This window comes from Pseudomonas bharatica CSV86 (genome assembly GCF_000319305.2).
Lineage (GTDB): Bacteria > Pseudomonadota > Gammaproteobacteria > Pseudomonadales > Pseudomonadaceae > Aquipseudomonas > Aquipseudomonas bharatica.
Genome location: NZ_AMWJ02000002.1, coordinates 1,011,807 through 1,031,199 on the forward strand (window position 1 = coordinate 1,011,807; position 19,393 = coordinate 1,031,199).

Here is a 19,393-nt window from a genome sequence, read left to right on the forward strand (position 1 = left end):
AAAGCATCATGAATCTACCGATCGTTCGAGCCATCGCCTGCGCCTGCGCATTTACTGCTGCGGGCATTGAGGCCGCGCCGCTTCCTTCCGCTGCAGGAGGAGCGGCCTCCAGTGTTCAACAGCTCACCAGCGAAAGCATCCTGTCGCAGGACAAGCTTCATGATAAAGCAGCGCAGGAGTGGGGCCTGACCTCCAAGGAATACGAGCGATATCAAGAGGTGATGCAAGGGCCTCGGGGAGTGTATTCGCCGGGGCTTGACCCGCTAACTGCACTCGGAATCGAAGCTCGATCGGATAGTGAGCGGCGCCGGTTTGCCGAGCTCCAGGTTCAGGCAGAGCGTCAACGAGTCGACAGGGAGCTCGCCTACCAGCGAGCCTACGATGAGGCGTACCAGCGTCTGTTCCCGGGCATCAATGCCATTGAGATTTCGGCCTCCCCTTCGGCCCAGTCCGGGTCCGGGAGCGGCCCAGCTCTGGAAGGTAACGGGCGAATGGCACTCTTCGTCAAAGACGACTGCCTGCCCTGCATCGACCAGGTCAAACGCCTGCAGGCGTCCCAGACGCCATTTGACCTCTATTTCGTCGGCAGCCAGAACGACGATGAACGGATTCGCCGCTGGGCCATCCTCGCGGGTGTTGATCCGTCCAGCGTTAAAAGCCGACTGATCACACTCAATCATGACCAGGGCCGTTGGATTCGCCTCGGTCTCGGCGGCTCGCTGCCAGCGGCCGTGACGCAGGTGAACGGATCATGGCGCCGTCAATGAGTTGGTGGCAGCTCTGCCTGCTGCCGGTGCTACTGTTCGCCGGCAATGCGTGGGGCGTGGAAGATCCGCCACCAGCTTACAAGGCGATCGCCATCAGGCACGGGGTCCCACCGGTCGTGCTCTATTCCGTGGCGCTGCAGGAGAGCGGCACCCGCCTTCGGGGTCAGCTTGTGCCCTGGCCGTGGACGTTGAATGTCGCGGGCACCGGCTATCGCTTCGCCACCCGCGCAGATGCTTGCCGAGCGCTATTGGTCGCAATTGCGACCGCTGGGCCCGCTCGAGTCGACGTGGGACTGGGGCAAACCAATATTCGCTCGAACGGGCATCGCTACAGCTTTCCCTGCGAAGGCCTGGACCCCTACAAGAACTTGGCGGTGACCGCCCAGATCCTGGCTGAGCAAAAGGCCAAGGGGGGAACCTGGATCGATGCTGCCGGGCGGTATCACCGCCCGGCCGGCGGCGCGCCGGCGGCAAAGTACCGTGGCTACTTCGCGAAACATCTCAGCCGGGTCACCGGCATCAATTTCGAGGTACGGACCCCATGACATATCCCCACGCTTGGCGGTCACACGTCTTGCAAGCCCTGGCGTTCGCGATAGTGACCAGCCTGGCCCTACCCTCCAGTGCTGACCAGCAAGCGGTGCTCACAGTAGTGGAGGACCGCGGCGGAGCATCCGCATTGCCCTACTACCAGGACATTGACCCCGAGCCTGCGCACGCTCCCCGGTTGTGACTGGTGTCCGGGCTGGTGGGGCGTTCCCGGTGTTGACTCCAGAACTGAGTCCGGGCCCAGTACAGGGACGGGTCATCAATGCAGCTGGTCTGCAGCCGATGTTCATCGTCGGGGATGATCAAATGTCGCAGGCCTGGCTCAAGCAGAAACTGCCGGCACTTCAAGGCCTGCAGGCGGTGGGACTCGCCGTGAATGTCGGCAACGCAGCACGACTGCAAGAGATCCGCCGCTGGGCTCCCGGGTTGCAAGTGATGCCCGTTCCTGCCAGCGATATTGCTGGTCGCTTGGGGCTGCAGCACTACCCGGTGCTGATCACAGCCACAACCCTTCAGCAGTGAGACCCGGTATGCGCCCAACACGACCTGTATCGCCGGTGTTCACGCTGATCATCAGCCATCCCCTGCACCGACCCGGCCGCGAGCAAATGATCGAGCAGGTCCGCCACGTGAGCGAGCTCTACGGTGCGCGCTTAACCGGGATCTCCGAGTTCAACGAACACGCATTCGCCCAGCGCCTGGCCGAACGGCTGACTCCGGACCAGGTCGAGGCAGCACGAGCTGAAGCCGACGCCCTGACCTACACCTCGAGGACGTGAGATGGCGACATATACCCTTGAATCTCTGCTCCGCCCCCGGTAGAACTATTCACCACTGCCGTCTGCTATGTAGCGGCTGCACTCTGCATTGGCGCACCCTGGGCTTTTGCCCTGACACCGCTGTTCGGGATTGTCGCCGCCCTGGGCTTTATCTACCTGGGCACCATTCGGCTCCTGCAGGCGCGGAGGGTCCTACGCTACCAGGCGAATTTACGGCGGCTTCCCCACTACACCATGACCAGCGCTGAAATGCCGATCAGCAACGAGCGCCTGTTCATCGGCCGCGGATTCCGGTGGACACAGAAGCACACGCAACGCCTGGCCGACACCTACCTTCCCCAGTTCGCGGTCTACGTCGAGCCGACGAACTTTTATATGCGTGCGCGCTGGCTGGAAGAACGTCTGGAGTTCGCTCCCTTCCCACTGAAGTTGATCACCAAGGTCACTGGCTGGGACTCGAACTGGAACCCCGCCAGGCCGCTGCCACCCGTGGGTGGCCTACCCAGACTGCATGGGATCGAGCCTGATGAGCAGAATGTCAGCTTGCCTCTAGGTGAGCGTGTGGGCCACACATTGGTGCTGGGGACAACACGGGTAGGCAAGACTCGCCTGGCTGAAGTTTTCATCACGCAGGACATTCGCCGAACGCATCGACGCGGGCCACGAGTCCGTATGGGGCGCCGGAGCCAAACCTTCCATCGCTGGAGCCGGCGCCAGCGTGCAGAGGCACAGGCCGACCACGAGGTTGTGATCGTCTTCGATCCGAAAGGTGATGCGGATCTGCTCAAACGCATGTACATCGAATGCAAGCGCGCCGGCCGCCTCGACGAGTTTTATGTGTTTCACCTGGGCTGGCCAGACATTTCTGCGCGCTACAACGCCATCGGCCGCTTTGGTCGGATCAGCGAGGTGGCCACACGTATCGCTGGCCAGCTCTCCGGCGAGGGAAACTCTGCTGCGTTCCGCGAGTTCGCCTGGCGGTTCGTCAACATCATTGCCCAGTCGCTGGTCGCACTCGGCCGCCGCCCTGACTACGAGCAGATTCGCCGGCACGTCATCAACATCGACGAGCTGTTCATCGAGTACGCACAGAAGTACTTCGCGGAACATGATCCGAAGGCTTGGCAAACCATCGTTGAAGTTGAAGGCAAGATCGATCGGAAGAACCTGTCATTCGCCATGAAGGACCGACCGCTGCGCGTCGTGGCCATCGACATGTACTTGACCCAGAAACGCATCAACGACTCCGTCATGGATGGCCTGCGCAGTGCCGTGCGCTACGACAAGACCTACTTTGACAAAATCGTGGCGTCCCTGCTGCCGCTTCTGGAGAAACTCACCACCGGTCGTATCGCTGAACTACTCGCGCCCGACTACCTGGATCTCGCTGACCAGCGACCGATTTTTGACTGGATGCAAGTGATACGGAAGCGTGCGGTCGTATACGTCGGCCTCGATGCGCTGTCCGACACTGAGGTCGCTGCGGCGGTGGGCAACTCGATGTTCAGCGATCTGGTCTCAGTCGCCGGGCACATTTACAAGCATGGCATCGATGATGGTCTGCCCGGCCATATGGCCGGTGGCAAGGTTCGCATCAACCTCCATGCTGACGAGTTCAACGAACTGATCGGGGACGAATTCATCCCCATGGTAAACAAAGCCGGCGGCGCCGGCATGCAGGTCACCGCCTACACCCAGACCATGAGCGACATCGAGGCGAAGATTGGCTCGAAGGCAAAGGCCGGCCAAGTGATCGGTAACTTCAACAACCTGTTCATGCTACGAGTCCGTGAAACTGCGACCGCCGAGCTGCTGACCAACCAGCTGCCGAAGGTGCAAATCTACAACAGTACGCCGGCAAGCAGTGCGAACGACTCGGTCAATGGCAAAACAGCATTCACGTCGAGCTCCCATGACCAGGTGCAACTGGCGAGCGTGCCGATGATTGAGCCAGCCCACGTGGTCGGGCTTCCCAAAGGGCAGGCCTTCGCGCTCATTGAGGGGGGAACCTCTGGAAGGTCCGCATGCCGCTCCCCGCGAACGACCCAGATGAGGTCATGCCCGGCAACCTGCAGGACTTGGCCGCCGGCATGCGGCGATCGGCGGCGCATTCGAGCGACTGGTGGGAAGCCCCTGGCTATCAAGAGCTGAAATCAGCTTTGCCCGAAGACCTGATTGAAGATTTTCGCCAGGTGGCCACCGATGATGCAGCTTGAGGTGTAGTCAATGGCAGATGAAGTTTCAAAGAAGGCCGAACAGCAGCAAGAGCGGCAGGAATCGCTGTTCAGCAAGATCTTTTGGTTCCCTGTCACCTTCATCGGTGTGATGTTCAGCTCACTGTTCCTCGCCATCGTGGTCGACTGGGTATGCCTGTACTTCTTCTGGCCAGAGGCCGGATGGCGGCACGGTCAGCAAATGCTGGTAAGCGAGGTCAGCTGGTTGTCCAAGGGGCTGGTCCATAGCGCTGTCATCCAGGAGCCCGGGCGTACCGCGACCTGGCTGGTCACCGAAGCTTATGATTGGCTGGTCGTTAAGACCGGAATGCTTAGCTGGGTTCAGGGCATGGAGTCGATCGCTCAAGCCGGTCCCCGCAACGAGCTGGACATGCGCTATTGGGCCGCGCAGAGCGTCACAACTGTACAGAACTACGCCCTAGCGGCCCTCTTCACCGTTCTGGTGTTTTGCGTCCGCCTGGTCGTGCTGCTGATGACGGTACCGCTTTTTGCGATGGCCGCACTCACAGGCCTGGTCGACGGCCTAGTGCGCCGAGATTTGCGCAAATTCGGCGCAGGTCGCGAATCCAGCTACCTCTATCACAAGGCCCGCGCAACGATCATGCCGTTGGCTATTTTCCCCTGGACCTTCTACTTGGCACTCCCGATCAGCATCAGTCCCATGCTGGTGCTGCTCCCCTGCGCCGCCCTGCTAGGTGTGTCCGTGAGCATCACGGCCGCGAGCTTCAAGAAGTATTTGTGAGGAAGAGCACGATGCAATGGACCCACGAACAGTCGCCGATCATCCAGTCGGAGGCTCCGAAACTCCTCATCCAGGCCGGCGCCGGCAGTGGAAAGACCACCACGCTGGTGGGATACGCTCAACATCACTCCCGACTGCGGATTCTCTATCTCTGCTACAACAAGTCGGTGGAGATCGCCGCACGGGGACGCTTCCCGCGCAACGTGGTGAACAAAACCGCACACGGCCTGGCCTACGCCGTCTATGGCACACAGTTCAGCCATAAGCAGACCAACAACTTGCGGCTGACCGACATTGCCCGTGCGATCGATACGCAGGACTGGGAGTTGGTCAGAGACGTGCTGACCACCCTCAACAACTACATGGCCAGCGCCGACGATCTTATCGAACGCTGCCACTTTCCGCGGTTCCGTGACCGGCCGATGCTTACGTCCGCCCAGGAGCGCTACCTGAAGCAAGCGCTCGCAGCAGCGATGGGCATCTGGATGCGAATGACTGACCTGCAGGACACAGCGGTGCAGATCACTCATGACGGTTACCTGAAGCTGTACCAGTTGAGCAAACCCGATCTGAGCCAGCGCTTCGACTGTGTTCTGCTCGATGAGGGGCAGGACGTAAACCCCGTGATCGCAGACATTGTGCGCATTCAGAACATTCGCAAGGTGGCAGTGGGCGATCGTCATCAGCAGATCTATCGCTTTCGAGGGGCGGAAGATGCTCTCAATGCCAGCTGGATGGCCGGGGCTGAGAAGCACTACCTGACCCAGAGCTTCAGGTTTGGGCCGGCAGTCGCCCATGTCGCCAACATCATCCTGTCCTACAAGGGAGAAACCAGGAAGCTGCAGGGACTGGGCGAGAAGACATTGGTGAAGAAAGCGCTGCCGGTCGGACTGCCGCACAGGACGTACATTCATCGGACCGTCATTGGGGTGATTGAAAACGCTCTGTGCCTGGTCACCGAGAAACCCAAGATCTATTGGGTTGGCGGCATCGACAGCTACTCCGTCCGCGACCTCGAGGACCTGTTCTATTTCAGTCGACAGCAGCGCGACCTGGTCCAGAACAAAAAACTGCTCCGTGACTACCGGGACTATGCCCAGTACGTAGAAATCGCCGAGGTGAGCCAGGACAGCGAGATGATCCGCTCGATCAAGATCATCAACATGTATCCGGATCTGCCCCAGCGAATCTTGGCTTTACGCTCATGCACGGTGGACAAGGAGCTTGACGCAACTATCACCCTGACCTCTGCCCACAAGTCGAAAGGCCTGGAGTGGGATTTCGTCGGGCTCTTCGACGACTTCACGTCAGACCCGCTCTCACCCGATATCGATCCAGGCCGACGAGATGATGAGCTGAACCTTCTGTATGTGGCCGTTACCCGAGCGATGAAGATCTTGGCGATCAACAGTCTGGTGCTGTCCATTATGGAACGCTACGTCGACGCGCTCGCCCCCGGGGCACGTCAAGCGCGCGGCTGATTAAGTAAAGGAGGAACCATGAGCAAGAAATTCGAACACCGCGCTGAGTTTGTCGCTATCCCATTCAAGAACACGACTAGCGGCGCATGGATCTTCAAGAGCACGGAGCAGACGTTGGAGCCCGATGTTGTGTCTCTCTTGTCCGAAGACGAGCCGCTGCAGACGAAGATGCTCGAGCTCGGCGCCGATGGCTGGGAACTCGTCAGCACGCAGCCAGTGTGCCGAGGGGAGATCAAGGTGGGAAATCAAAATGCCCAGGCCTGGTCCTACGGATTTCCCATGCCGGTCGGATATCTGCTCTTTTTCAAGCGCGAGGCCAGGAACGGCGAGTTACCAGCCTGACCCAGCCGTTGCCTAGCCTTCATGATCGTAACCAGGGAGAAGGGCCAACATGGCATTGGCTCTTCTGACCATCTCGATCAACTCCGTCGAGCTAACTGCCCGACTGTGCTGCAACAGCTCAGCGGCCAGGACCGCTTTATCGTAGCAACCCTCATCTCGGAAACGGACACCGAGAAAGTCCGAGACCCAAGCATCAAACGCCGGCGAATAAGTTTTTTGCTGCGGCATACGACTCCCCACAGATCAGTATTCCAGTACACCAACTCCCTGGCTTGACTCCGGCTCATCGTAATCGATGCAGTGGGCTCAGGCCGAACTGGGCTGATCAGCTGCCTTATCGAGACAGGTCAATTGTAGGGTTTCAAAGCCTGATTGGCGTCGAGAAAAAATTCTACGGCCCCCAGATATGTATTTCTTGAGGCGCCCCCCACCTGGTCTCGGCATTCTGACATCCACAGTCAGTCGTCCCAGAGCCCAGCCGTGAACAAGCCATCCCTCCTCCTTGTATCTCCTCGCCGAATCCTGCTTGGCGCGCTGATCAGCGTCAGCGGCGGCTTTTCACTAATACCCAGCGCTCAGGCGGCCGGTGCATCAGAACAGGCCAACATCGAGGTGATGATCCGCCAGCTGAACGCGCTGGAGGACTCAGCGCGCCGCAGCGCCACGATCGCCAGCGAACCTGGCCAGCGCTACTACTTCGACTATGAACGTCTGGCCGGCGATATCCAGCGCGTTCGCCAGGGCCTGCAAGAGTACCTGACCCCAAGTCGCGCACAGCCACGGGATCCGGCAGAGCTGACGGGCAAGTACACACTCACCGGCGGGCGGATGCCATGAGCATGAGCGGGACTCAAGTCGCAGCGTTCAACGCGGCTAGCGGTGTCACGCCCCAAGCCAGCACTGTGCTGTTCGTAGGCACTGTCATCGCGCTATCGACGCTGTGGGGGGCCTGGGCGCTGTACAGCATCTACCGCGGCTGGGCGACTCAGAACATTGACAAACACATTGCAGGATCGTCGACCGTCCGAGTCATCGTCTTGCTACTGATCCTCTCCGCACTCGTTCTCAGCTAGCTATCAAGGAGCTAATCAATGTCCGTTCAAAACACCATCAAATCACTGGTCAGCGCTGCCTCAGTTGCAATGGTCTTGCTGCCCGGACTCGCTGCGGCAGCTCTCCCAGGATCCCAGGCACCAACCCGGGGTGAAGGCACCAGCTGGCTGCAAACCATCCAGAACTATGGGTATGACGGATTCATGCTGCTCGGGCTTTTCTTGCTCGGAGGCATGATGGTGGGAGTCGCCTCCCATGCCTATGGCGTTTACCACGACATCCACGAGGGTAAGAAAAAGTGGCGGGACCTGGGGCTCACCGCCGTGGTTGGGATTTGCCTGATCGGAGTTGGCATCTTCATGGTCACCAAGGCTACTGGCGTCCTCTAACCGGTGGTGCGATATGGCTGAGACCACTTACCTGAAGGATGGAACGCTCGATTTCCTCCCACACAATCTCAACAGACAGCCCATCGTCATGGGCGGCCTCACTGCTGATGAGATGTGGGGAACGGTCGGCGTTTGTGGGGGGCCGGAATGATTCTAGGCATCCCTGTGTCGTTCTTGTTCGGCAACCCAGCTCTCTTTATCGCTTGCGCGCTTGTAGGTGGAGCGCTGGGCTTGACCGTGGCAAGCCGGATCCTCCGGAAGATGAAGCGCGGCCGGCCGGATACCTGGTTCTACCGCCAACTCCAGTTCTACAAGGCTCAACACCTCCCCTTCCTCGGTGGCCCCCAGTTGGTCACCCGGAAGGGTGCGTGGACATGCCGTCGTACAGGAAAGTAGGGATCTTCATGAGTTTTCGAAAACGAGTGGATGCTCAGCAGGCACACATCCTTAGCTTGCGAATCGCGGTCATTGTGCTGGGCGCAGTCAGTCTTTTTGCGTTCTACGGCTGGCACAAAGCCCCCGAAGACCTGACCGTGCATGTGCCGCCGGACCTCCGCTCAGGCAGCACTCGCAAATGGTGGGAAGTGCCGCCAGAGAACGTGTATGCCTTCGGGTTCTATATCTTCCAGCAGATGCAGCGCTGGGAGAAGAATGGGGACGACGACTACCAGGACAACATCGAACGCCTGGCCTCCTACGTTACCCCTGGTTGCAAGGAATACTTGAAGAAAGACTACGAGATGCGCCGTAACGCCGGTGAGCTGCGTCGCCGTGAGCGGAACGTCTCGGAAATCCCGGGCCATGGGCTGACCGACCCTGGCGTGCTGCGCGTAGAAGAAATCGGGATCAACGATTGGACAGTCAACCTGGATCTGCTCGCTGACGAGTCGGTGAACGGAGAGCGGGTCAAGCGCGCCATGACCCGCTACCCACTGTCCATTGTCCGTGCCGACGTCAACCCAGAGAAAAATCCGTTCGGGTTGATGTGGAACTGCTACGCCTCCAACCCGCAGCGCATCGAGGTTGATCTGCAAGCCGCCGGGGTGAAGCCATGAATCTGCGTGCCTGGCTCCTTGCTCTGGGCCTCTTCGCAGTTGCCGATGTGAAGGCGGTAGAGCTACTGCAGTGGGACCGTATCCCCATGGCAATCCCGCTGATTGTCGGGCAAGAGCGCATTGTGTTCGTCGACCAAAACGTGCGCGTAGGGATGCCTCCCCAGCTTGTCGGCATGCTGCGCGTCCAGAGCACCGGTGGCGCGGTATACCTCTTGGCCAGCCAAGAAATTCCACCGACCCGGCTCCAGCTGCAGAACGTGGCCACCGGCGAGATCATGCTGGTGGATATTGCCGCGACACCGGCGGCAGAGGGCCAAGCCAAGCTCGAGCCCGCCAAGATCGTCGCCGGTGCGGCCCCTTCCACCTACTACGGCGATACCACCTCCGCACGAACTTCGACGAAGCGATCCGCGACGTCGGAGGAGGATGAGGATGTTCCGCCGCCCCCCCGCCATGAGACTCCTGCGCCGGTGGCCCTGACCCGCTATGCGGCACAAATGCTGTACGCCCCACTTCGGACCGTTGAGCCTGTCGCCGGCATCAGCCAGGTGCGTGTTGACCGGGCCCTGGATCTGAGCACTTTGTTGCCGGTGTTGCCGGTGGAGGCATCAATCCTAGGGGCTTGGCGCCTCGACAACAGTTACGTCACTGCGGTCAAGCTGAGGAATCTGAGCGCCCAGCAGCTGACGATGAATGCCACAGAGCTGATGGGTAACTTCACCACAGCGACATTCCAGCATCCGTATCTTGGGGCTCGCGGAAACGCCAGCGATACCACCACGCTTTACCTGGTCACCCATGGCAAAGGGCTCAAAGAGGCTCTGCTGCCGTCCTCGGTCAGCCAAATTGATCCGAAAGCAGGAGGGCGCCGTGGGCAGTCTGAAAAGTAATCCACTCCTCAAGTACCTGCTCATTCCGGTGCTGATCGTCGTGCTCATCATCCTGTTCAAGGGCGGGAGTAAAAAAGAAGAGGTGAAGGCTCCTGAAGATGAAACGATCATCATCGGCGGCGACACCGCGCGCAAGTTAGGGGTGGACGGTGATACCCCTGCCGACACCCTCCGCACAGTTGTCGCCGAAAGCCGGGAGGTGAAAGACCAGATCGCAAAGGTTCTCACGGATAACAAAGAACTCAAGGACCAGAATGCAGAGCTACAGCTCCGACTCTCGCGTATTGATCAGAATGTCGACAATAAACTGAATGATGCGAAGGGCGAGCTTCAGGAGCAGGTAAAAAACCAGAGCATGGGCCTGCTGGATCAAGTCCAGCGTCAGTTGGATAACCTGTCGCAGAATCCGAATAGCGCTGGGCAAGACCTCCCCATAGGACTAGGAGTGCAACCAGGTGACGGCGCGGGTTTCGACAAAGCGACGAAGTCCAATGGGCTCGTCTGGGTCGAACCAAATGATGCGACTGCGATAGACGCTAGCGGGAAACCGCTTCAGCCAGGCTCCGCCCAGGCAGCAACCAGCTTCAATTTTCCCACCAGTTTCGGCAGCACCCTGGACAAAGGCCAGACCGTTCTCAGCTCAACAGCACAGAACGTCGGCGCTGAAATATCTCCACAGGACACCCGTAAGCAAGTCCGCAAGGCCTATACCTTGCCCCAGAACTCCACCTTGATGGGATCGGTGGCCATGTCGGCGCTCATTGGGCGCGTACCGATCGATGGAACAGTCAATGACCCCTTTCCCTTCAAGGTCCTGATCGGCCCGGACAACCTGACCGCAAACGGTATCGAACTCCCTGACGTCGTCGGCGCCGTCGCCAGCGGTACCGCATCCGGCGACTGGACGTTGTCCTGCGTGCGCGGTCAAGTCCGGAGCCTGACCTTCGTATTCGCCGACGGCACGGTCCGATCGTTCCCTGCACCGGCAGAAGAGGCCAACGGCAGCCAGAACAACAACCAGAACAGCAGCAACGGGAACGGGCAGCCTGCGATCCAGGGTGGACTCGGCTGGATCAGCGATTCCTACGGTATTCCATGCATCTCCGGCGAGCGCCGATCCAACGCTAAGGAGTACTTGACCAACCAGTCCTTGGTGACGGCCGCGGGCGCCGGCATAGCCAAATTGTTGAAGGCAGATGAGCAAAATAGCTCGACGACTTTTAGCAGCGGAGGAACGTCATTCGGGACCACTGGTTCCTCGGGGAACTCCGCCATGGGGGCAATCCTCACCGGTGGAGTTAGCGACATCCGTTCCTGGATGAACAAGCTCTACGGCGAAGCTTTCGCCGCCGTGTACGTCCAACCAGGGGCAAAGGTCGCCGTCCACTTGGACCAGCAGCTCGCCATCGACTACGAGATCAAAGGCCGCAAGGTCGACTACAACGCCGGAGCCAACCATGTATCCGCAAACCTTGACTAAGCCCCAGCTGCAGGCCGGGGCCTGGCTTGTGCTCGCCCTAGTTCTAGGCGGATGCACGACTGATAAAGACGAGCTACTCCCTCATGGGCAAGCCAACATGATGGACGTGTGGCAACACGGAACGTCTGGCGGGGGCTCTGGCAGCTCCAACAGCAGAATGCTACTGGATGCACGCCAAGAGCTTCGCCGGCCGCTCGATGAGGCACAGGTGGTTCGCCAACAAGCAGGTGCAGGCACGTTCACCCGCACGCCCCACAACGAGATTTACAGCCAGTTCAAGCGACTGCCGAACCCTGACCTGGTGATGTACGTGTTCCCGCACTTGGCAGGGACGGACCCGGTACCGGTACCTGGCTACACCACGGTATTCCCAATGTATCAACGCGTGCAGTACGCCATGCCAGGCGAGCGGACGGAGGAGTACTGATGCAGTTCTTCAACAAATGGCGGGACAAAGGCTCTGCAACGCAGCTCGAGCCCGTGCTCGGCCAGACAACAACCGATCCCGACCTGGTCGACGACCATCCCGCAACAGCCAGCACGGCCACCAACGAGGAAAACCGCCTGGCTGCAAATGACCGGTACATTGCCCGTCTGGAGTCGATGGGCATCCCTTCCCCTTCCGACTGGCAAAACCCTAAACGTCGGCCGGCGACGAAAGCTGACGTGTCGCGCATGTACGAGGTCAACCCGTCGTTCGTAGACATGCTGCCATGGGCCGAATATCTGCCAGAGGAAGAAGCCATGCTCCTCGAGGATGGCATTAGCAGGGCGGCGTTTTTCGAGTTGGTCCCGATCGGGACCGAGGGGCGCTCCGACGACTGGCTTCAACAAGCTCGCGATGCGTTGCAAGGCGTCCTGCAGGACAGTTTTGACGAGCTTGAGAGCTCGCACTGGGTCGTACAGCTTTACGCCCAGGACGAAACGGACTGGGGTGACTACCTGCAGAAACTCCATGCCTACGTTCAGCCCCGGGCTGAAAACACAGACTTCACCAAGTTGTATCTCGCGCTGTTCCGCCACCACCTCGAATCCATCTCCAAGCCCGGTGGGTTGTTCGTCGACACAGCCGTCAGCAATCTCCCGTGGCGTGGACAGACCCGGAAAGTCCGCCTGGTGGTATACCGCCGGGTAAAGAAACAAGACCTCGTGGTTCGCGGACAGGATCCTGCCGCCTACCTCAAGTCAATTTGCGATCGTCTTAAAGGATCCCTGGCCAACGCCGGCGTTACAACCAAACGTATGGATGGCCACGCAATCAAGCGCTGGCTCGTGGGCTGGTTCAACCCACACCCTGATCACCTGGGCTCGACTGATCGAGATATCCGTCGATTTTACGACACGGTTTGCCAACCACCCCGCGAGCTCGATGAGGGTGAGCTTCCAGTGGCCAGCGGTACCGACTTTTCGGAGAACTTGTTCTACCGAGAACCGCGTTCGGATGTCGACAGCGGCCTTTGGTCGTTCGACGGCATGCCGCACCGAGTTGTGATACTCGATCGCCTGAAAAATGCTCCCCTCACTGGGCACCTGACCGGTGAGACCAAGCAGGCAGATTCCTTGAACTCGCTATTCGACCGCCTGCCTGAGGATACCGTGCTGTGCATCACCATGGTGCCGACCCCGCAGGATCTGCTGGAAGGGCATCTTGAACAACTCTCCAGGAAGGCCATCGGCGACACCCAGGCATCCAGCCACACCCGGGATGATGTACAAACGGCACGGTCCATTCTCGGGCGCAAGCACAAGCTCTATAGGGGAACTGTTGGTTTCTTCCTGCGCGGTCAGGATAAAGCCGTGCTCGAGGAACGCACGACCAGTCTGTGCAACGTCCTCCTCGGCGCCGGCATGCAGCCAGTCCAGCCACAGGACGAGGTAGCTCCCCTGAACAGCTACCTGCGGTGGTTACCCTGCAATTTCGACCCGAATGAAAATCGCGCCTTGGATTGGTACACCCAGCTGATGTTCACACAACACATCGCGAACCTGGCACCCGTGTGGGGGCGCTCCACGGGTACAGGTAACCCAGGGTTCACGCTGTCCAACAGGGGAGGTGCAACGCTGACCTTCGACCCATTAAACAAGCTCGATCGCCAGATGAACGCCCACCTGTTCTTGTTCGGGCCCACGGGCGCCGGTAAGTCTGCAACGGCCAACTACCTGATCATGCAAGCCATCGCACTGTATCGCCCGAGGTTCTTCATTATCGAGGCCGGCAACAGCTTCGGCCTGCTGGGTGATTTCGCCAAGCGGCTCGGCCTGACCGTCAACCGAGTACGGCTGGCCCCAGGCAGCGGCGTGAGCCTTGCCCCCTTCGTAGACGCGGTGCAACTCGTCAAAAACAAGGACCAGGTCAAGGTTCTGAATGCGGCAGACGTGGATGCCTCAGACCAACATCTGGCCGACGCCCTGGCGGGGATGGAAGACGAGCAGCGGGACATCTTGGGCGAGTTGGAGATTACTGCCCGATTGATGATCACAGGCGGCGAGTCCAAGGAAGACGCCCGGCTCACTCGTGCTGACCGCAGTGCCATCCGCCAGTGCATCCTCAACGCGGCCGAGCTGTGTGTCAGCGAGAACCGTCCAGTGCTCACTGAAGATATCAGCGCAGCGCTGCAAGCGATGGCCAGCGACGACAAACTCCCTGAAAGCCGGCGCAACCGATTCATGGAAATGGCTGAGGCCATGGGGATGTTCACGATGGGTACGGAAGCCGAGATGTTCAACCGTCCTGGCACCGCTTGGCCGGAGGCCGACATCACGATCGTGGACTTGGCTACCTACGCGCGTGAGGGCTATCAGGCCCAGATGGCCATTGCCTACATCTCACTGCTGAACACCATCAACAACATCGCGGAGCGGGACCAGTTCAAAGGACGGCCACTGATAGCTTTCACCGACGAAGGCCACATTCCATTGAAGGTGCCACTGCTCTCCCCTTACTCGGTGAAGATCACCAAGATGTGGCGAAAACTGGGCGCCTGGTACTGGATGGCAACCCAGAACGTCGACGACATCCCCCCAGAAGCATCCGCGCTGCTCAACATGATCGAGTGGTGGATCTGTTTGAACATGCCGCCCGACGAGGTGGAAAAGATTGCGCGCTTCCGTGAGCTCACACCGGCACAGAAGACGATGATGCTCTCGGCAAGGAAAGAGAACGGCAAGTTCACCGAAGGCATCGTCCTGGCCAAGCGGATCGAGATGCTGTTCCGGGTAGTGCCGCCCAGCTTGTGCCTCGCCTTGGCCATGACTGAGCCAGAAGAAAAGCGGCAACGTTATGAAATCATGCAGGCGCTTGGCTGCGATGAGCTTCACGCCGCATTGCAGGTGGCTGCAGATCTGGACCGCAAGCGCGGTATTCACCCCTTCCCCATCACCTTTCCCCAATCTAAGAAGGCCGTGGAGCGCGTGGAATGAGAGTCATGAACATCCTGACCCAGAATATCATCGATAACCTGACCCAACTGCTCAAAGACCCGGGACGCGATACCCTTCAGTCGCTATCGGTCTGCGCCCCGGTGCTGATTGATGAGTTACAACAAATTAAAAAAAACGCCATTGATCGGCGAGATATCATGCCGCTGATTCAAGGAGCATTGAATGAATGGCTGAAACAGCACCCACAACCGGACGGTGCCCTCCACGACTTAATGGAGACTTTGCAGCGCCACTCAGCTTTTAAATCCCCAGGCGATCCCATAACGCCAAGCGCGATGGAGTCTCCACAATGAATCCATCACATAAAATTATTACCGTACTTGGGTTGGGTGTTGTACTCACGGTTGTCTTTACGCTTAAGGCTATTTCTTCAAATCTTTCTTCATATCGTTCGACCGTGGAGAACGAATGGTTTTACGGAAAGGCTTCCGCTCGCTGGACCATTACAGAATACGCCGACCTCGAATGCCCTTATTGCAGGGTATACACCCCGCAATTGAAGCAATGGGTGAGTGAGCAAGATAACGTGAAGCTCGCTTGGCATCACTTCCCCCTCGATATCCATGGTGCTGCAGCAGTATCGGAGGCACGATTCGTCCAATGCGCAGGAACCTTAGGGGGGCTTCGGCGTTTTGGCAAGCGATCGACCAGGTCCTGCTACGCACCCGCAGCAATGGCCAGGGCCTAGCAGGCAGGTTGGAGCTTCCCGGAGTCTCCGCAGAGGATCTCTCCCATTGCGCTAGGACAGAAGTTATCCGTGCAGCGGTTGATCGACAGCTGGCTCAGGCAAAAAGCCGCGGCATTGCCGCTACCCCCACGATTGAGGTCACTGACAGCCTGACAGGACACAGCATCCGCCTGGAGGGCCCGGTGGATAGCGCCGCGCTGTTGTCGGTCATCGATGCCCTCGCAGCCCAAGCCCCACTGCGCAAGGACGTGTCGAGGTAATGATGAAACTCACGGTCTTGCGCAACGACAACAATGATGAAGAAAGCAACCTGCCAAGCAGGTTCTTTCCAAGCGCAGGCTCTGGCCATGGATGGTTTCAGCTTGAGCCGGCAGGGGAAGAATTTCCTTCACACAATGAGCTAAGCAGGGCTCTCCAGGAGTGGAACGACGACTGCGTACTCATGGAGTACGACGCTGCCACAGGCAAAGGACGCTTCGTGATCGTCGACTGGTATGCGCCGGCGCCCGGGACCGTGCTCGAGCTGAACCTGCAGCGCGAAATGACTCCGACTCCGACTCCGGGGACCAGGTTGTCACAGAGCGATCTACAACAACTCACTCAAGCTCTCGGCGATCAAGAGGATCTCGAGGAGGTGTGACGGTCAGGGTGAAACTCCCGGTGAGGCCTTCCCGATAAATCCAAACACCCTCGGATATCTATTTCCTACTGCGCCTAGTGGGCCGATCCGTTTTCCTGTATCGGTCCCCACTTCAGGTGCAGTCCCATGTTCAATCCCCCCCCGCCCTCATGGCGAGCAGTCCCCTTGCTCGTTGTCGCGTTGGCCACCGGCACCGCCCATGCCGAGATCTGGGCCATAACAGACTCAGCGCACCCACTGACCTCCGTACCAGCAGATGTGCGTGTCATCAAGCTCGATGACCAACAGCGCATCGAGGAGCAGTTGTCCCGAGAGCTGCCATCTAACCCTCACCAGGCCGCTCTCGCCGCACGCCGGCTGATGAGCACTCCGGCAGGTGCCGCACTGATGCAACAGCTGGCCACCGCCCAGCAGGGAAATGCTGATGCCTGGAGTGTCGGTGTTTCGAAGGTGCCGGCGGTGGTCGTCGATCGCCGGTATGTGGTGTACGGCCAACCCGACGTGGCAGCAGCCATGCAGACCATCAATCGTGCAAGGGGGCAATGATGGGACGAATCTCCAGACTCACCCTGACCGGTCTTCTTACAGCATCACTCCCGTTCTCAGCATCAGCGGCCATCAGTTCGGCGGCGATTGTCGCCTCCACCAGTTCGCCTACCTGCCTTGAGTACAAAGTGGTCGGCATCTGCTACTGGCTGCTCTGCACACCTGTTGGCTGCACGGTCAAAACCTCCACCAAAGTCCGGCATTACATCCCGGACGCGGTGGTATCTGCCTACGCCAATACCGGGGAAAACCCTTGGACAGAGGTGAGCCCCTTGGGGGCGCCGAATGCGTCAGCGCAAGCCGGTAATGATGGAACAACCAACCACAACGCCGAGAACAACATCGCCAAGTTCAAGGAGGCAGACGTTATTGGCCATCCTGGAGCTGCGATGTTCAGCCGGTTCGCCAGTTCCTTTGGCTATTCCTGCCACGGTGCGACCACGCCCTACGTTCCATACATGCTCAGCACGCTGGACACCCTTGCATGGCGGAACGGAGTACCCGAGTCCGTTTACCCGGAGGCCCTGATTCCGGGCATGCGTGAAGTCGGCGGCCTTCTATCGGCAGACATGTGGGGAAGCGTTTACCCACGCAGCGGCTTTATCCACCAGGTCGACGATTTTAAAGCCGGTGCTGTCATCGCCCAGCGCGCCGGCGACGTCACCACCCGTGTCGGTCAACCCCACGTGTACCTGCCAATGCGCGGTCTTGCAGAACCAGGCTACTGGCCTGCCGGCGAGCTGAAAGAAGGCGATGCCAGCACAGGAAAGTGGCAGCAACTCACGCCAACCATGAGCCCCACCTGCGCCGTATTCCCCTCCCCCGGCCCTAATGCCGACGCTGTCGACGAAGCCTACGCGTGGGCCCTGTGGCGGCCCTACTCATGCTGCCAGCGCAAGGGCCAAACCTTCCTGGGAAGCACTGACTTCCAATGAGATATGACTGGAGAGCTCAATGAATAAATTATCCATCGCGATCATTCTCGCAGCTGGCATGACCAGCACCTGGTGCATAGCCGAGGCAGCTGACCCGATCAAGGTCGAATCCCAGGGCAGCGTGATCGGAGACGACGTGCTCTACAGCATCGGTGGTGGCAGTGCTGTCCAGATGGGCAGCGCTGGCCAGATGGAGAGCATCACCGTCGGTGCCGGCTGGCAGAACAACCTGGTCTGCGGAAACATGGACCTCAGCAACACGCTGCAGAACCAGCTGAACGGTGCAACGCAAGGTTTCCAACAAATCATGGGCAGCGTCATCCAGAACGCGACCGGCGCCGTCACGTCACTGCCGGCGATGATCCTGCAGCGGGCCAATCCGGCTCTCTATAACCTGCTGACGAACGGAATCCTGCAGGCGCGCCTCGACTACGACCGATCGAAGGGAACCTGCAGGGCCATGGCCGAACGAATGGCCGACATCGCGGGTGGTCAGATGGGGTGGGGCAAGGTTGCAGAGGGGCAAAAGATGGGGCAAGCCCTGGCATCCAGCAACGACGCGGTAGCAGTGGTCGACAAGGTCGAGGAAGCGCCTGGAACTAACGGCGTGACCTGGGTAGGCGGAAAGCAGGCCGGCGGCAACGGTCAGCAGCCTATCAAAGTGGTCGGGGACGTCGCGAAGGCAGGCTATAACCTTCTCAACAACCGCGCAGCTCAGGACACCTCGAGCATTCCGCAGGCCAACTGCTCCAATGGACTGGTGTGCGGCAGTTGGGAATCTCCGGCCGAAGCCGCCCAGTTCGCAAACCGGGTCCTGGGTGAGCAGCAGATCCAAACCTGTGAAGGCTGCACCACCACCTCGACTCCGGGAGTGGGCCTGACGCCGCTGATCCAGGAAACATACGACAAGAAGCTCGCGGCGCTGCAGGAGCTCTTGAAGCCGGGAACACAGATCACCTCAGAGAAGTTGCGTGAGGCGAGCAGCGATTCCCTCCCCATTACCCGCGGGGTCGTTACTGCCCTTCGTGACGAGCGGGATCAGGCAGTACTGGCCTCCCGCCTGGCATCCGAGGTCGCTCTGGCAGATGTCCTGGAGAAAGGGCTGCAGCTGCAGCGCATGCTGATTACAGGCAGCAAGGAGCCCAACGTGAATGCTAACAAGCTGGCCGTTGAAGCCACACTCGGCCAGGTCGACACTCTTCAGCAACTCATCACCAACCTCAAGACCGAGCTCGACATGCGGCAGCAGCTCGCGAACAACTCCCCGATGAAGATCATCGAACGAGGCAAGGCGCGCTCCGAAAGCTCCCGCTCGATCTATGACGCGGCTCCTGAACAGGATCGCCTGCTACAGCTGCAGAAGCCTGCAGGCAAGGAGTGAA

The 19,393-nt window shown here is 59.4% G+C and carries 20 protein-coding genes and 3 pseudogenes; all 23 read left to right on the forward strand.

Going from position 1 to position 19,393, the window contains the following annotated elements:
• The first annotated feature begins 8 nt into the window (after positions 1–8).
• A complete protein-coding gene (locus CSV86_RS18415; protein ID WP_009402009.1) occupies positions 9–767 on the forward strand; it encodes a TIGR03759 family integrating conjugative element protein in 759 nt (252 codons plus the stop codon).
• Positions 752–1,312, forward strand: coding sequence for a lysozyme family protein (locus tag CSV86_RS18420; protein WP_031324278.1), 561 nt, complete (start codon positions 752–754; stop codon positions 1,310–1,312). The genes CSV86_RS18415 and CSV86_RS18420 overlap by 16 nt, the downstream gene beginning before the upstream one ends.
• Positions 1,309–1,838, forward strand: a pseudogene (locus CSV86_RS18425) (integrating conjugative element protein). Before CSV86_RS18420 ends, CSV86_RS18425 begins: the two are co-directional and overlap by 4 nt.
• A gap of 8 nt (positions 1,839–1,846) precedes the next feature.
• On the forward strand, positions 1,847–2,095 hold the full coding sequence (locus CSV86_RS18430) for a hypothetical protein (protein WP_060500124.1): 249 nt from the start codon (positions 1,847–1,849) through the stop codon (positions 2,093–2,095).
• A 1-nt stretch (position 2,096) separates the two neighbouring features.
• Positions 2,097–4,311: pseudogene (gene traD, locus CSV86_RS18435) on the forward strand (type IV conjugative transfer system coupling protein TraD).
• A 10-nt stretch (positions 4,312–4,321) separates the two neighbouring features.
• Positions 4,322–5,071, forward strand: coding sequence for a TIGR03747 family integrating conjugative element membrane protein (locus CSV86_RS18440; protein WP_009402026.1), 750 nt, complete (start codon positions 4,322–4,324; stop codon positions 5,069–5,071).
• Between the two features lie 11 nt (positions 5,072–5,082).
• Positions 5,083–6,552: a UvrD-helicase domain-containing protein gene (locus tag CSV86_RS18445; RefSeq protein WP_009402028.1), complete on the forward strand. Its 1,470-nt coding sequence runs from the start codon at positions 5,083–5,085 to the stop codon at positions 6,550–6,552.
• Between the two features lie 18 nt (positions 6,553–6,570).
• Positions 6,571–6,894: a DUF4177 domain-containing protein gene (locus tag CSV86_RS18450; RefSeq protein WP_009402030.1), complete on the forward strand. Its 324-nt coding sequence runs from the start codon at positions 6,571–6,573 to the stop codon at positions 6,892–6,894.
• Positions 6,895–7,413: 519 nt separating this feature from the next.
• Positions 7,414–7,731 carry an integrative conjugative element protein, RAQPRD family gene (locus tag CSV86_RS18455; protein WP_311985879.1) on the forward strand — a complete coding sequence of 106 codons (318 nt, stop codon included), beginning with the start codon at positions 7,414–7,416 and terminating at the stop codon, positions 7,729–7,731.
• A 2-nt stretch (positions 7,732–7,733) separates the two neighbouring features.
• On the forward strand, positions 7,734–7,967 hold the full coding sequence (locus tag CSV86_RS18460; protein WP_240160536.1) for a TIGR03758 family integrating conjugative element protein: 234 nt from the start codon (positions 7,734–7,736) through the stop codon (positions 7,965–7,967).
• A 69-nt stretch (positions 7,968–8,036) separates the two neighbouring features.
• Entirely contained in the window at positions 8,037–8,336 is a 300-nt protein-coding gene (locus CSV86_RS18465) for a TIGR03745 family integrating conjugative element membrane protein (RefSeq protein WP_240160576.1), read from the forward strand.
• Positions 8,337–8,349: 13 nt separating this feature from the next.
• Positions 8,350–8,732: pseudogene (locus CSV86_RS18470) on the forward strand (TIGR03750 family conjugal transfer protein).
• Between the two features lie 8 nt (positions 8,733–8,740).
• Complete coding sequence (locus CSV86_RS18475) at positions 8,741–9,391, forward strand: PFL_4703 family integrating conjugative element protein (protein WP_037061036.1); 651 nt, start codon at positions 8,741–8,743, stop codon at positions 9,389–9,391.
• Positions 9,388–10,281, forward strand: a complete 894-nt coding sequence (locus CSV86_RS18480; RefSeq protein WP_009402037.1) for a TIGR03749 family integrating conjugative element protein — start codon at positions 9,388–9,390, stop codon at positions 10,279–10,281. Before CSV86_RS18475 ends, CSV86_RS18480 begins: the two co-directional genes overlap by 4 nt.
• Positions 10,262–11,761 carry a TIGR03752 family integrating conjugative element protein gene (locus CSV86_RS18485; RefSeq protein ID WP_009402038.1) on the forward strand — a complete coding sequence of 500 codons (1,500 nt, stop codon included), beginning with the start codon at positions 10,262–10,264 and terminating at the stop codon, positions 11,759–11,761. Before CSV86_RS18480 ends, CSV86_RS18485 begins: the two co-directional genes overlap by 20 nt.
• Positions 11,739–12,188: a TIGR03751 family conjugal transfer lipoprotein gene (locus tag CSV86_RS18490; RefSeq protein ID WP_009402040.1), complete on the forward strand. Its 450-nt coding sequence runs from the start codon at positions 11,739–11,741 to the stop codon at positions 12,186–12,188. The genes CSV86_RS18485 and CSV86_RS18490 overlap by 23 nt, the downstream gene beginning before the upstream one ends.
• The gene (locus CSV86_RS18495; RefSeq protein WP_009402042.1) at positions 12,188–15,181 is read left to right on the forward strand and encodes a conjugative transfer ATPase; all 2,994 of its coding nucleotides are present in this window, start codon (positions 12,188–12,190) and stop codon (positions 15,179–15,181) included. The genes CSV86_RS18490 and CSV86_RS18495 overlap by 1 nt, the downstream gene beginning before the upstream one ends.
• The gene (locus CSV86_RS18500) at positions 15,178–15,495 is read left to right on the forward strand and encodes a hypothetical protein (protein ID WP_009402044.1); all 318 of its coding nucleotides are present in this window, start codon (positions 15,178–15,180) and stop codon (positions 15,493–15,495) included. Before CSV86_RS18495 ends, CSV86_RS18500 begins: the two co-directional genes overlap by 4 nt.
• Entirely contained in the window at positions 15,492–15,890 is a 399-nt protein-coding gene (locus CSV86_RS32085) for a DsbA family protein (protein WP_240160537.1), read from the forward strand. Before CSV86_RS18500 ends, CSV86_RS32085 begins: the two co-directional genes overlap by 4 nt.
• Positions 15,891–16,149: 259 nt before the next feature.
• Positions 16,150–16,530, forward strand: a complete 381-nt coding sequence (locus tag CSV86_RS18510; protein WP_009402048.1) for a hypothetical protein — start codon at positions 16,150–16,152, stop codon at positions 16,528–16,530.
• Positions 16,531–16,656: 126 nt separating this feature from the next.
• Entirely contained in the window at positions 16,657–17,076 is a 420-nt protein-coding gene (locus CSV86_RS18515; protein ID WP_170394935.1) for a TIGR03757 family integrating conjugative element protein, read from the forward strand.
• A complete protein-coding gene (locus tag CSV86_RS18520; protein WP_009402058.1) occupies positions 17,076–18,011 on the forward strand; it encodes a TIGR03756 family integrating conjugative element protein in 936 nt (311 codons plus the stop codon). Before CSV86_RS18515 ends, CSV86_RS18520 begins: the two co-directional genes overlap by 1 nt.
• Positions 18,012–18,030: 19 nt before the next feature.
• On the forward strand, positions 18,031–19,392 hold the full coding sequence (locus CSV86_RS18525) for an integrating conjugative element protein (RefSeq protein WP_009402060.1): 1,362 nt from the start codon (positions 18,031–18,033) through the stop codon (positions 19,390–19,392).
• Position 19,393 lies beyond the last annotated feature (1 nt).

Coding starts and splice junctions, on each gene's coding strand:
- CSV86_RS18440 (WP_009402026.1), top strand. CDS start 4,322: ATGGCAGATGAAGTTTCAAAGAAGGCCGAACAGCAGCAAGAGCGGCAG.
- CSV86_RS18525 (WP_009402060.1), top strand. CDS start 18,031: ATGAATAAATTATCCATCGCGATCATTCTCGCAGCTGGCATGACCAGC.
- CSV86_RS32085 (WP_240160537.1), top strand. CDS start 15,492: ATGAATCCATCACATAAAATTATTACCGTACTTGGGTTGGGTGTTGTA.
- CSV86_RS18495 (WP_009402042.1), top strand. CDS start 12,188: ATGCAGTTCTTCAACAAATGGCGGGACAAAGGCTCTGCAACGCAGCTC.
- CSV86_RS18475 (WP_037061036.1), top strand. CDS start 8,741: ATGAGTTTTCGAAAACGAGTGGATGCTCAGCAGGCACACATCCTTAGC.
- CSV86_RS18520 (WP_009402058.1), top strand. CDS start 17,076: ATGGGACGAATCTCCAGACTCACCCTGACCGGTCTTCTTACAGCATCA.
- CSV86_RS18450 (WP_009402030.1), top strand. CDS start 6,571: ATGAGCAAGAAATTCGAACACCGCGCTGAGTTTGTCGCTATCCCATTC.
- CSV86_RS18465 (WP_240160576.1), top strand. CDS start 8,037: ATGGTCTTGCTGCCCGGACTCGCTGCGGCAGCTCTCCCAGGATCCCAG.
- CSV86_RS18490 (WP_009402040.1), top strand. CDS start 11,739: ATGTATCCGCAAACCTTGACTAAGCCCCAGCTGCAGGCCGGGGCCTGG.
- CSV86_RS18460 (WP_240160536.1), top strand. CDS start 7,734: ATGAGCGGGACTCAAGTCGCAGCGTTCAACGCGGCTAGCGGTGTCACG.
- CSV86_RS18415 (WP_009402009.1), top strand. CDS start 9: ATGAATCTACCGATCGTTCGAGCCATCGCCTGCGCCTGCGCATTTACT.
- CSV86_RS18480 (WP_009402037.1), top strand. CDS start 9,388: ATGAATCTGCGTGCCTGGCTCCTTGCTCTGGGCCTCTTCGCAGTTGCC.
- CSV86_RS18500 (WP_009402044.1), top strand. CDS start 15,178: ATGAGAGTCATGAACATCCTGACCCAGAATATCATCGATAACCTGACC.
- CSV86_RS18515 (WP_170394935.1), top strand. CDS start 16,657: ATGTTCAATCCCCCCCCGCCCTCATGGCGAGCAGTCCCCTTGCTCGTT.
- CSV86_RS18420 (WP_031324278.1), top strand. CDS start 752: ATGGCGCCGTCAATGAGTTGGTGGCAGCTCTGCCTGCTGCCGGTGCTA.
- CSV86_RS18445 (WP_009402028.1), top strand. CDS start 5,083: ATGCAATGGACCCACGAACAGTCGCCGATCATCCAGTCGGAGGCTCCG.
- CSV86_RS18430 (WP_060500124.1), top strand. CDS start 1,847: ATGCGCCCAACACGACCTGTATCGCCGGTGTTCACGCTGATCATCAGC.
- CSV86_RS18510 (WP_009402048.1), top strand. CDS start 16,150: ATGATGAAACTCACGGTCTTGCGCAACGACAACAATGATGAAGAAAGC.